Genomic DNA, 14,517 nt, shown 5'->3' on the forward strand with positions numbered 1-14,517 from the left:
CTGGTTCCGCTGTCGTTCGCGCAGCAGCGCATGTGGTTCCTCAACAAGTACGACACCACCTCGGCCGCCTACAACCTGCCCGTCGCGATCCGCCTCACCGGCGAACTCGACACCGAGGCACTGTCTTTGGCGCTGGCCGACCTGGTCCGCAGGCACGAGTCGCTGCGCACCCGCTACCCCGAACACGGCGGCACCCCGGTCCAGCAGATCGTCGCCGCGGAGCGCATTTCGCTGGACCTGCGCCCGATCGCGATCGCTCAGGACGAGCTGTTCGAGACCGTCACCGAGTTCGTCTCCACCGGTTTCGATGTGGCCGAACAGGTTCCGATGCGCGCCCGCCTCTTCCGGGTCGCCGCCGCAGGCCACACGGGTCGCACCGCTGACGCGGAGCAGGCTGCGGGTGCCGAGCACGTCGATGGTGGGGTCACCGAACACGTCTTGGTCGTGGTCGTGCACCACATCGCCGCCGACGGTTTCTCGATCGCGCCGCTGACCCGCGATGTGATGCGCGCGTACACCGCCCGGGCCCAGGGCGCTGCCCCCGGTTGGGCGCCGTTGCCCGTCCAGTACGCCGATTTCGCGATCTGGCAGCGCGCCGTACTCGGCACCGAGGACGACGCCGACTCGCTCATGTCGCGCCAGGTCGGTTACTGGCAGTCCCAGCTCGCCGGTGTCCCCGACGAACTGACCCTGCCGTTCGACCGCCCGCGTCCGGCCATCGCCTCGCTGCGCGGCGCCACCGTGCACCGCGAGCTCTCGCCCGAACTCGTCGCCGCGCTCGACGAGATCGCCCGCCGCCAGGGCGCGTCGCTGTTCATGGTCATGCACACCGCCCTCGCGGTGCTGCTGGCCCGGCTGTCCGGCTCCGACGACGTCGCCATCGGCACCCCCATCGCGGGTCGCGGTGAGCAGGCCCTCGACGACCTGGTCGGCATGTTCGTCAACACCCTGGTGCTGCGCACCGGCGTGCGCCCGGCCGAGACGTTCACCGACCTGCTCGAGCAGGCCCGCAAGACCGACCTCGACGCCTACGGCAACGCCGACGTGCCCTTCGAGCGCCTGGTCGAACTGCTCGCGCCCGAGCGCTCGCAGTCGCGCAACCCGCTGTTCCAGGTGATGCTGGCCTTCCAGAACCTGGACCGCACCACCCTCGAACTGCCCGGCCTGGCCGTCTCCGCGCTCGACCTCGACGAGAGCGTCGCCCGCTTCGACCTGCAGTTCACCCTCTCCGAGCTGGGCGAACCCGGCCACGGCGGGATGGCACTGGCACTGAACTACGCCACCGAACTGTTCGACGAGGACACCGTCGCCGGCATCGCCGTGCGCTGGCAGCGAGTCCTCGAGGCCGTCGCCGCCGATGCCGACATCACGGTCGGCGCGATCGACGTGCTCGACGCGGCAGAACGGTCCGACCTGGTGTTCCGGGTCGGCGAACCGCCGGTGCCCGCACGTACCCTGCGCAACCTCCTGGCCGACGCCGTCGCACAGAACCCGACCGGCACCGCCGTCGTGTTCCAGGGGACCAGTGTTTCCTACACCGAGCTCGACGAACGCTCGAACCGTTTGGCGCGCTTGCTGATCGCCAAGGGCATCGGCGCCGAGGATCTCGTCGCGATCGGCGTTCCGCGCTCGGCCGACTCGGTGCTGGCAGCGTGGGCCGTCGCCAAGACCGGCGCCGCTTTCGTCCCGGTCGACCCGACTTACCCCGCCGACCGCATCGCCCACATGGTCACCGACTCCGGTTCGCCGCTGGGCATCACTGTCGCCTCTGTGCTGGGCGGACTTCCGGACATCGCGCCGCGCGATGCCGCCGGTATCGAATCCACGCCGCACGTGACGGCGACACTCGACAGCTCGGCCGCGGATGCTGCTGCCGCTGGCTGGCTGGTACTCGACGAGCTCGACCTCGCTCGTTTCGACGGCGGGCCGATCGCCGACGACGAGCTCGTGCGGGCGACCACCCCCGAACAGCCCGCCTACGTCATCTACACCTCCGGCTCGACCGGCGTGCCCAAGGGCGTCGTCGTCACCCACGCCGGTCTCGCGAACTTCGGTGAGGAGCAGGCCGAGCGCTACGCTCTCGATACCGGCACGCGCGCAATGCATTTCGCCTCGCCCTCGTTCGACGCCTCGATCCTCGAACTGCTGCTGGCCCTGGCCCGCGGTGGCGCGCTGGTCGTCGTCCCGCCGGGCGTCTACGGCGGCGACGAGCTGTCCGAGCTGATCCGCACCGAGCGGGTCACCCACGCCTTCATCACCCCCGCCGCCCTGGCGACCTTCGACCCCAGCGGCCTCGACTCGCTGCGCGTCCTGGTCGCCGGTGGCGAAGCGGTCCCCGCCGATCTGGTGTCGAAGTGGGCAGTTCCCTTGGCGGATGGCACAACTCGCGCCTTCCACAACGGTTACGGCCCCACCGAGACCACGATCATGACGAACATCAGCGCCGCGCTGACGCCGGGCGAGGTGGTCACCATCGGTGGGCCGACTCGCGGCATGCGGTCGCTGATCCTGGACGCCCAGCTCCAGCCCGTTCCGGTGGGTGTCGCGGGTGAGCTCTACCTGTCGGGCATCCAGCTGGCCCGGGGGTATCACGCCCGTGCCGGGCTCACCGCCGACCGGTTCGTCGCCGACCCGTTCATTCCGGGCGAGCGGATGTACCGCACCGGCGACGTGGTGCGCTGGACCGCCGAGCGCACCGTCGAGTACGTCGGTCGTTCCGACTTCCAGGTCAAGATCCGCGGCTTCCGGATCGAACTGGGAGAGATCGACTCCGCCCTCGCCTCGCACGAGACCGTCGACTTCGCCACCACCGTCGGCCACAAGAGCACCGCGGGCGCCGTCTCGCTGGTCGCGTATGTGGTTGCCGCGCCGGGTCATTCGATCGATGTCGCCGCACTGACCGCGCACGTCGAGGATCGTCTGCCCGCGTACATGGTGCCGTCGTCGATCATGGTGATCGACCACGTGCCGCTCACCCCGGTCGGCAAGCTCGACCGAAAGGCCTTGCCGGAGCCGGTGTTCGCCACCGAGGTCACCTTCCGGGCCGCGCGCAACCCGATCGAGCAGACTATCGCCGAGGTCTTCGCCGAGGTGCTCGGGGTGGAACGCGTGGGCGTGGACGATTCGTTCTTCGCGCTCGGCGGCGATTCGATCGTCTCCATCCAGCTCGTCTCCCGGGCCAAGGCTCGCGGCGTGCTGTTCTCCCCGCGCAACGTCTTCGAGCAGCGCACCGTCGCCGGCCTGGCCTCGGTCGCCGAAACCGCCGATGTCGCGGCGGCTTCCGCGATCACGCTGGCAGAGCTGCCGGGCGGTGGCGTCGGCGAGATGCCGCTGACCCCGGTCGTGCGGTTCATGGCCGAGCGTCCCGGTTCGTTCGACCGGTTCAACCAGACCATGGCGCTGGAACTGCCGGTCGGCATCGACCGCGCGGGCATCGCCGCCACCGTCGGCGCGGTCATCGACCGCCACGACATGCTGCGCTCGCGCCTGCACCAGGTCGACGGCCGCTGGGTCGTCGACACCGCTCCCACCGGCACTGTCGACGCCACCGCGCTCATCGACCACACCTCGTTCGACCCCGCCGTCTCCGATGCCGAACTGGTCGAAATCGCCGCCACCGCGCTGGATGCCGGCCTCGACCGCCTCGACCCGGCCAACGGCGTCGTCGTGCGCTTCGTCTGGCTGGAACCGGAGCTGAACGCAGGATCAGCCACCGCGGATGGGCTCACCGCCGCGGGCACCGACGCCACCGCGGAGGGGTTGGCGGTCACGCAGACCAGCGATGCCGCCGCGACCGGTGGTGCCGACGGTTCCGCCAACGCCCGTCGGGCAGGTCGCCTGATCGTCGTCGCCCACCACCTCGTGGTCGACGGTGTCTCGTGGCGCATCCTCGTGCCCGACTTCGTGTCCGCGTGGGGTCAGCTCTCCGCCGGACAGCAGCCTGAACTCGTCGCACCCGCCACCTCCATGCGGGCATGGGCGCACGCCCTCGCGGACGAGGCGCGCACCACCGACCGTGCCGCAGAACTCGACTTCTGGCGTGAGGTCGTCGCGACCCCCGACCCGCTGCTCACCGAGCGGCCGATGGACCCGGCGGTCGACGTCTCCGGTGTCGTGGAGAAGCTGCCGGTCGAGGTGTCCGCCGAGGTCACCAAGGCCCTGCTCACCACCGTCCCCGCGCTGTTCCACGGTGGCGTCAACGACGGTCTGCTCACCGCGCTGGCGCTGGCCGCCGCCAAGTGGCGCTCGACCCGGACCGGTCCCGGCGCGCTCGGCAACGGCCACCGCGCCGACCCGAGCGGCGACGCGCTGCTGGTGCGTCTGGAAGGCCACGGTCGCGAGGAAGAGGTCGCGCCCGGTGCCGACCTGTCGCGCACCGTCGGCTGGTTCACCGCCATCTTCCCGGTCCGCCTCGACCTGGCAGGCATCGACATCGACGCCGCGCTCGCCGGTGGTCCGGCGCTGGGCCAGGCCGTCAAGGCGGTCAAGGAACAGCTGCTCGCGGTGCCGGACAAGGGCATCGGCTACGGCCTGTTGCGGTACATGAACGCCGAGACCGCCGTCGAACTGCCCACACAGCTGCCCGGCCAGATCAGCTTCAACTACCTCGGCCGTGTCGCCGACAGCGACGTCCCCGACGCCCTGCGCGGCTTCGGCTGGATCCCGGCACCCGAGCTGGCGGCCCTGGGTGGCGCCTACGACGCCGATATGCCGGCGATGGCGCCCCTCGATGTCAACGCGATCGTCGTCGGCGACAAGCTCAGCGCCAATATCGGCTACCCGAACACCCTGCTCGCCGAGGCCGAGGTCCGCGAATTCGCCGACCTGTGGATCACCGCGCTGGAAGCCGTTGCCCGGCACGCCAATTCGGCCGACGCGGGCGGTCACACGCCGTCCGACTTCGCGCTCGTGCGTGCTACCCAGCGCGATATCGACACCTGGGAGAAGCGCTACCCCGAGCTGACCCAGGTGTGGCCGCTCGCGGCGCTCCAGGCAGGTCTGTTCTTCCACGCCCGCCTCGCCGCCACCTCGGTCGACGTCTACACCGCCCAGGCCGTCCTCACGCTCACCGGTCGCGTCGACGCCACTCGTCTGCGCGCCGCCGCCCAGGCGCTGCTCGACCGCCACGAAACCCTGCGCACCGCGTTCGTCACCGACCACGACGGCAACGCCGTGCAGGTCGTCCTCGACACCACCCGGGTGGCCTGGACCGAACACGACCGCACGGAATCGGGTGAGTACGACGACCTCGTCGAGGCCGACCGCACCGCACGCTTCGACCTCGCGAACCCGCCGCTGATCCGCTTCACCCTGATCCGGATCGCCGAGCACGAATGGCGCTTCGTGGTGTCCAACCACCACATCCTGCTGGACGGCTGGTCGACGCCGCTGGTCATGCGCGACCTGCTCGCCCTCTACGCCCTGCACGGCGACGCGAGCGCGCTGCCCGCCGTCCGCTCCTACCGGCACTTCCTGGAATGGGTCGCCCGCCAGGATCACTCGGTCTCGGTCGAGGCCTGGTCGCACGCCCTGCGCGGCGTCACCGAGCCGACCATGCTGGCCCGCCCCGACGCGAGCCGCGAGATCGCCGCCCTGTCCGACGAGTACCTGTTCGACCTCGACGAGCCCACCACGGCGCGGCTCGTGGCGCTGGCCGCCGATCTCGGCGTCACCCCGAACACCGTCCTGCAGGTGGCCTGGTCGATCGTGCTCGGCCGGATGACCGGCCGCGACGACGTGCTCTTCGGCACCACCGTCTCGGGTCGTCCCGCGCAGCTGTCCGGCGTGGAATCCATGGTCGGCCTGTTCATCAACACTGTCCCGGTGCGCGTGCGCTTCGACGCCGCCGAATCGGTGCGCGACGTGCTCACCCGCACCCAGGGCGAGCAAGCCGACCTGCTCGACCACCACTACATCGGCCTGGCCGAGATCCAGTCGGCGGCCGGAATCGGTGGCCTGTTCGACTCGCTGGTGGTCTTCGAGTCCTACCCGGTCGACGCCGAGGGCATCAAGGCCCAGGCCGCCGACATCGACGGGATGGCCGTCACCGGCCTCGACGCCGCCGACGCCACGCACTACCCGCTGTCGCTGATCGCCCAGCTCGACACCCAGCTGCGCATCCGCGCCGGCTATCTGAGCGAGCTGTTCGACGCGGCCACCGTGCACCGCATCGCCGAGCGCCTGCTCCGGGTGCTCACCGCGATCACCACGGAACCGGCTGTCGCCGTGGGCGATATCGAACTGCTCGATGCCGCCGAACGCGAACTCGTCGTGCGCGAGTGGAACGCCACCGCGCACGAGGTCGACCAGCGGGCCACCCTCGTCTCGATGTTCGAGGGACAGCTCGCCCGCACACCGCAGGCCACCGCGCTGTCCTTCGAGGGCACGAGTCTGTCCTACGCCGAGTTCGCCCAGCACGTCTACCGTCTGTCGCGCTGGCTGATCGACCGCGGTGTGGGCCCGGAAACCTATGTGGCACTGGGCATGCGCCGCTCGCTCGACCTGGTGATCGGCATGTACGCGGTGAGCGTGGCCGGTGGCGCCTATGTGCCGCTGGACCCCGATCATCCGGCCGAGCGCACGGAATACATCCTGGCGACGGCGGATCCGGTGTGTGTGCTCACCTCGGGCACCGATCTGGAGATCGACACCGCCCAGGTCCGCATCGACCTGCTCGACCTGGACGGCTACGCCGACACCCGCGTCACCGATGCCCAGCGCATCGCGCCGCTGCGTCCGGAGAACACGGCGTATGTGATCTTCACGTCGGGTTCGACGGGTCGTCCGAAGGGTGTGGCGGTCAGCCATGGTGCGATCGTCAACCGTGTGGTGTGGATGCAGGAGGCTTACGGTCTGACCGAGGCCGACGTCGTTCTGCAGAAGACGCCTGCCACGTTCGACGTGTCGGTGTGGGAGTTCTTCTGGCCCTTGCAGATCGGTGCGAAGCTGGTTGTCGCGAAGCCGGACGGTCATCGCGATCCGGCTTACCTCGCCGAGATCATCCGCGCCGAGGGCGTCACGGTCACCCACTTCGTGCCGTCGATGCTCGCCGTGTTCGTCGCCGACGCCGCGGCCGCGCGCTGCGAGTCGCTGCGGATGGTGTTCGCCTCCGGTGAAGCCCTGCCGCCCAAGCCCGCTCACCGTTTGCGTGAGCTGACCGGCGCCGCGCTGCACAACCTGTACGGCCCCACCGAGGCCGCGGTCGACGTCACCTTCCACGAGGTCGTGGACACCGACGTGGACACGGTGCCGATCGGCGCCCCGGTCTTCAACACCCAGGTCTACGTCCTCGACGCGCGCCTGCGCCCCGTCCCGGTCGGTGTCGCGGGTGAGCTCTACCTCGCCGGTGTCCAGCTGGCGCGCGGCTACGTCGCCCGCCCGGATCTGACCTCCGATCGCTTCGTCGCCGACCCGTTCGGCGAGGACGGCGAGCGGATGTACCGCACCGGTGACCTCGTCGCCTGGACCGAACAGGGCGAGCTGGAATACCTGGGCCGCACCGACTTCCAGGTGAAGCTGCGTGGTCTGCGTATCGAACTCGGCGAGATCGAGTCCGCGCTGACGGGCCTCGACGAGGTCGCGCAGTCGGTGGTCGTCGTCCGCGGTGATCAGCACACCGGTGACCAGCTGGTCGCCTACGTGATCCCCGCGACCGGCCGCACCGTCGACATCGAGGACGCCCGCGAGGAACTGGGCAACAACCTGCCCGCCTACATGGTGCCCGCGGTGATCATCGTCCTCGACGAGTTCCCGCTCAACGCCTCCGGCAAGCTCGACCGTAAGGCGCTGCCCGCGCCGGTGTTCGAGGCCGCGGTGTTCCGCGCCCCGACCACCCCGGTCGAGGAGATCGTCGCCGCCACCTTCGCCGGTGTGCTCGGTCTCGACCGGGTCGGCCTGGACGACGACTTCTTCGCGCTCGGTGGCAACTCGCTCACCGCCACCCAGGTTGCCGCCCGCCTGTCGGCCGCGCTGGACACCGATATCGGCGTGCGCGAACTGTTCGAGTCCTCCACCGTCGCCGGGCTGGCCGCGCGGGCCGAGACGCACTCCGGTGCCGAACGCCGCGCGCCGCTGGTGCCGCAGCAGCGCCCCGAGCGGGTGCCGCTGTCGCTGGCGCAGCAGCGCATGTGGTTCCTCAACCGCTTCGACCCCGAGTCCGCGGTGGACAACATCCCCGCCGCCGTCCGGCTCTCGGGCCTGCTCGACCGTCAGGCGCTGCAGGTGGCCGTGGCCGACGTGCTCGCCCGCCACGAATCCCTGCGCAGCTACTACCCGGAGGTTTCCGGCGCCGGCTACCAGGTGATCGTGCCGACCGGCAAGGTCATCCCCGACCTCGCGCCGATCGAGACCACCGCCGACGAACTGCCGCAACGGCTTTCGGAGCTGGTACGCACCGCCTTCGACGTCACCGCCCAGGTGCCGTTCCGCGCGGCCCTGTTCGAGGTGAGTCCCACCGAACACGTGCTCGCTCTGGTCGTGCACCACATCTCGGCCGACGGCTTCTCCATGGGCCCGCTGACCCGCGACGTGATGACCGCCTACAGCGCCCGCGTGGAAGGCGCCGAACCGGCCTGGCGTCCGCTGGAAGTCCAGTACGCCGACTTCGCGCTGTGGCAGCGCGCCGTACTCGGTGACGAGGACGACGCGAAATCGGTGATCGCCCAGCAGATCTCGTACTGGGGTTCGACCCTGCGCGGCCTGCCCGAGCAGCTCGATCTGCCCGCCGACCGGCCGCGCCCCGCCCTCGCCAGCGGGCGCGGCGCCACCCACACCTTCGAGATCGACGCGAAAACCCATGCGGCCCTGACCGAGCTGGCCCGCACCCGCGGCGCGACGCTGTTCATGGTCGCCCACGCGGCGCTGGCACTGCTGCTCTCGCGTCTGTCCGGCGAGAACGACATCGCCATCGGCACCCCCATCGCCGGCCGTGGTGAGCGCGCGCTCGACGACCTGATCGGCATGTTCGTCAACACCCTGGTGCTGCGCACCGAGATCGACGGCGACGCGAGCTTCACCGACCTGCTCGGCGAGGTCCGCGCGAGCGATATCGCGGCTTTCGGCCACGCCGACCTGCCGTTCGAGCGCCTCGTCGAGATCCTCAACCCCGCCCGCTCGCAGGCCCGCCACCCGCTGTTCCAGGTCATGCTGGCCTTCCAGAACACCGGCCAGACCAGCCTGGAACTTCCCGGCCTCACCGTCAGCGGTGTCGACCTGCCGATCGACGTGGCCAAGTTCGACCTCCAGGTCGTGCTCACCGAGAAGCCGGGCGACGCAACGGGGATCGTCGCCGAGCTGATCTACGCCACCGATCTGTTCGACGCGGCGACGATGGACCGCTTCGGCGCCCGTTTCGCCCGCCTGCTGGCCGGCATCGCGGCGGCGCCGAACCGCGCCGTCGGCGATCTCGCGCTGCTCGACTCGGCGGAAACCGCGCTGGCAGTGCACGGTTGGAACGACACCGCCCGCGAGCTGTCCGAGGCGGGCACGCTGGTGGACGAGTTCGCCCGCCAAGCCGCGGCCACGCCCGACGCGGTCGCGATGGTCGACCCCGCCACCGGCGAAACCTTGACCTACGCCGAATTCGCTTCCCGGGTGCACCGTCTGGCGCATCGCCTGATCGAGGCCGGCGTCGGCCCGGAGTCCCTGGTCGCCCTCGGCCTGCGCCGCAGCATCGACCTGGTCGTCGCCGCCTACGCGGTGCAGGAAGCGGGCGGTGGCTACGTGCCGCTGGACCTGGACCAGCCCGCCGACCGCATCGCGTACGTGCTGGAGACCGCCGCACCGGTGGTGGTTCTCACGACGACTCGCGACGGCTTCGAGGATGCCGCACCGATACTGGTCATCGACGCGCTCGATCTCTCGGCGTACCCGGAGACTCCGGTCACCGATGCGGATCGGATCGCGCCGCTGCTCCCGCAGCACCCGGCCTACGTCATCTTCACCTCCGGCTCGACCGGCCGCCCCAAGGGTGTGGCCGTGCCGCACTCGGCCGTGGTGAACCAGATCCGCTGGATCACCGGCGAATACGGCATCGGCGCCGACGATGTGGTGCTGTTCAAGACGCCCGCCACCTTCGACGTGTCGGTGTGGGAGCTGTTCGGCCCGCTGAGCACCGGCGGCCGGATCGTCGTGGCGAGCCCCGATGGTCACCGCGACCCGCAGTACCTCGCGGATGTCATTGCCGCGCAACGGGTCACGATGACTTCGTTCGTGCCGTCGATGCTCACCGTGTTCGCGGGCAGCATCGATCAGGCCGCGGTCGAGGGCGGAGCTCTGTCCTCGCTGCGCGCCCTGCTGATCGCCGGTGAGGCATTCACCGCCGATACGGTCGTCGCATTCCGCAAGGTGAGCGACGCGGCGCTGTTCAACCTGTACGGCCCCACCGAGTTCACCGTCCACGCGACGCACGGCCCGGTCGCCGACCAGGTCGACGGCGCCGTCCCGATCGGTGCGCCGGTCTGGAACTCGCAGGCCTACGTCCTGGATTCGCGCCTGCACCCCGTGGCCGCCGGTGTCGCCGGTGAGCTGTACCTGGCCGGTGCCCAGCTGGCCCGCGGCTACTTCGGCCGACCGGACCTCACCGCCGATCGCTTTGTCGCCGACCCGTTCGGAACCGACGGCGAACGGATGTACCGCACCGGTGACCTCGTCCGCCGCGACGAGAACGGCGTCATCACCTATCTCGGCCGCACCGACTTCCAGGTGAAGCTGCGTGGTCTGCGGATCGAGCTCGGCGAGATCGAAGCCGCGCTCACCGCGCACAACACCGTGACGCAGGCCGTGGTGGTCGTGCGTTCGGACGCTCGCATCGGTGACCAGCTCGTCGGCTATGTCGTCCCCGCCGTGGGCGAGACCGCCGATATCGACGTTCTGCGCGCGCAGCTCGCGGCGCAACTGCCGTCCTACATGGTGCCGGCCGCGTTCGTCGTGATCGACGAGATGCCGCTGAGCGCCAACGGCAAGCTCGACCGTCGTGCCCTGCCCGAGCCGGTGTTCGAGGCGCGCGAGTTCCGTGCGCCGCGCACACCGATCGAGGAGATCGTCGCCGCCACCTTCGCCGAGGTGCTCGGCCTGTCCGGTGATCGCGCGGTCGGGCTCGACGACGACTTCTTCGACCTGGGCGGCAACTCGCTCATCGCCACCCAGGTGGTCGCCCGCCTCGGTGCCGCCCTCGACACCCGCGTCCCCGTGCGCGCTCTGTTCGAGGCGCCCTCGGTGGCCGCGCTGGCCACCAAGGTCGAGGTCCACGCGGGCAGCGGCAGTCGCCGCGAGCTCGTCGCCGGTGCGCGCCCGGACCAGATCCCGCTCTCGCTCGCCCAGCAGCGCATGTGGTTCCTCAACCGCTTCGACAGCGCGACCGGCGTCAACAACATCCCCCTCGCGGTCCGCCTCACCGGCGACCTCGACATCGACGCCCTGCGTCAGGCCGTCGCCGACGTGGTCGACCGGCACGAGGTGCTGCGCACCGTCTACCCGGAGACCGCCGACGGCCAGGGCGTGCAGGTCGTGCTGCCCGCCGGGCAGATGCCGATCTCGCTGCACCCGATCACCGTCGGCGAGGACGAGATCCGCGATCGCATCAGCGAACTCGTGCTCGCCGGATTCGATGTGACCGCCGAGGTCCCGGTGCGCGCCGAACTGCTGCGCATCGCGGGCTCGATGGACGGCTCGCACCCCGACACCCACGTGCTGGTTTTCGTCGTGCACCACATCTCCGGCGACGGCTGGTCGGTGCGCCCGCTGGCCCGCGACGTGATGATCGCCTACGCCGCCCGCTCGCGCGGTGAGGCGCCCGGCTGGACCCCGCTGCCCGTGCAGTACGCCGACTTCGCCCTGTGGCAGCGCGAAACCCTCGGCTCCGAAGCCGATTCGGCGTCGATGATCGCGCAGCAGGTGGCCTACTGGTCGCAGAACCTGGCCGGGCTGCCCGACCAGCTCGACCTGCCCGCCGACCGGGCCCGTCCCGCCGTCGCGTCCAACCGCGGTGGGGTGCACGAGTTCTCGATCGACCCCGCCCTGTCCGCCGGACTCAACGCGCTGGCCCGCGAACACGGCGCCAGCCTGTTCATGGTCGTGCACGCCGCGTTCGCCGCACTGCTGGCTCGCCTGTCCGGCAGCGACGACATCGCCATCGGTACCGCCGTCGCCGGTCGTGGTGAAGCGGTGCTCGACGATGCCATCGGCATGTTCGTCAACACCCTGGTCCTGCGCAGCGCGGTCGACCCGGCCCAGCCGTTCACCGAGCTGCTCGCGCAGACCAGGGAGAACGACCTCGCCGCCTTCGGCCACGCCGACCTGCCGTTCGAGCGGCTCGTGGAGATCCTCAACCCGGCCCGTTCGCAGGCCCGCCACCCGCTGTTCCAGGTGATGCTGTCCTTCCAGAACACCGGTGAGGCGTCCTTCGAACTGCCCGGCCTCGAGGTCGCGGGCGTGCCTCTCGACGTGGTCACCGCCAAGTTCGATCTGCATCTGAACCTGGCCGATCGTCACCGTGCCGACGGTTCCGCCGACGGCATGACCGCCGAATTCGCCTACGCCACCGACATGTTCGACGCCGGCACTGTCGCCGCCCTCGCGCAGCGCCTGGTGCGGATGCTGACCGCGGTCGTGGCCAAGCCCGCCCGCGCGATCGGCGAGGTCGACCTGCTGGCCCCGGCCGAATACCGCCAGGTGGTCACCGACTGGAACGCCACCGAGCATCCGGTCGACCAGGCCGCCACGCTGGTGTCGATGTTCGAGGCACAGGCCGCGACCAGCCCGAACGCGACCGCCGTGACGTTCGAGGGGACGAGTCTGTCCTACCGCGAGTTCACCGCGCGGGTGAACCGCCTGGCCCGCCACCTCATCGCCGAGGGCGTCGGCCCGGACACCATGGTCGCGCTCGGCATGCGCCGCTCGCTCGACCTGGTGATCGGCATGTACGCGGTGAGCGTGGCCGGTGGCGCCTACGTGCCGCTGGACCCCGATCACCCGGCCGAGCGCACCCACTACGTGCTCGAGACCGCCGCGCCGGTGTGCGTATTGACCACGGTCGGTGACGAATTCGATGCGGGCTCGACCACCGCGCTGAACATCGAGCGCCTGGATCTCTCGGGGTACTCGGATGCGCCGGTCACCGATGCCGAGCGGATCGCGCCGCTGCGTCCGGAGAACACGGCGTATGTGATCTTCACGTCGGGTTCGACGGGTCGTCCGAAGGGTGTGGCGGTCAGCCATGCTGCGATCGTCAACCGTTTGGTGTGGATGCAGCAGGCCTACGGTCTGACCGGGGCCGATGTGGTCTTGCAGAAGACCCCGGCGACGTTCGACGTGTCGGTGTGGGAGTTCTTCTGGCCCTTGCAGATCGGCGCTCGGCTCGTTGTCGCCAAGCCCGATGGTCATCGCGATCCGGCTTACCTCGCCGAGATCATCGCCACCGAGGGTGTCACCACCGCGCACTTCGTGCCGTCGATGATGTCGGTGTTCGTCGCCGAGCTCGCCGAGGCGGCCGCTGTGGCTCCCGCCGACGGTCGGGAAGCGTCCAGCAGCCTGCGTCTGGTGTTCGCCTCGGGTGAGGCGCTGCCCGCGCCGACCGCCCAGCGGATGCGCGCCCTCACCGGCGCGGCCCTGCACAACCTGTACGGCCCCACCGAGGCCGCCGTCGACGTGACCTTCCACGAGGTCACCGATGCCGACACCACCTCGGTGCCGATCGGTGCGCCGGTCTTCAACACCCAGGTGTACGTGCTGGATTCGCGTCTGCACCCCGCGCCCGTCGGCGTTCCCGGCGAGCTCTACCTGGCCGGTGTCCAGCTGGCGCGCGGTTACGTCAACCGTCCCGACCTCACCGCCGACCGCTTCGTCGCCGATCCGTTCGGCGAGGACGGCGCTCGCATGTACCGCACCGGCGACCTCGTCGCCTGGACCGCGGGCGGCGAGCTGGAATACCTGGGCCGCACCGACTTCCAGGTGAAGCTGCGTGGTCTGCGGATCGAACTCGGCGAGATCGAGTCCGCGCTCACCGCGCTGCCCTCGATCGCCCAGTCCGTGGTCGTGGTCCGCTCCGACGAGCGCCTCGGCGACCAGCTGGTCGGCTACCTGATCCCGGCGGCCGGTGCCGGCATCGACCTCGACGCCGTGCGCACCGAACTCGGCGGCGCGCTGCCGGCCTACATGGTCCCCACCGCCTTCGTGATCCTGGATGCCTTCCCGCTCAACGCCTCCGGCAAGCTCGACCGCAAAGCACTGCCCGCGCCGGTGTTCGAGGCCAAGGTGTTCCGCGCGGCGTCCACCCCGATCGAGGAGATCGTGGCGGGCACCTTCGGCGACGTGCTCGGCGTGACCCGCGTTGGCGCCGACGACGACTTCTTCGAACTCGGCGGCAACTCGCTGCTGGCCACCCAGGTCACCGCCCGCATCGGTGCCGCCCTGGACACCCAGCTCTCGGTGCGCGACCTGTTCGAGGCTTCGACGGTCTCCGCGCTGGCCGCCCGCGCCGAGCACAACGCGGGCTCCGGCCGCACCCGTCCGCGCCTGACC

The 14,517-nt window shown here is 70.4% G+C and carries 1 protein-coding gene (running past both ends of the window); it reads left to right on the top strand.

Every position in this 14,517-nt window falls within one protein-coding gene, locus ACWFRF_RS27410, for a non-ribosomal peptide synthase/polyketide synthase (protein WP_452452942.1), read on the top strand. The gene is 44,091 nt long; 16,191 of those nucleotides lie to the left of the window and 13,383 to its right, leaving coding positions 16,192–30,708 in view (codon 5,398, complete, through codon 10,236, complete); the first codon wholly inside the window starts at position 1. Both codon boundaries (start and stop) fall beyond the window edges.

Source organism: Nocardia sp. NPDC055165 (assembly GCF_053606985.1).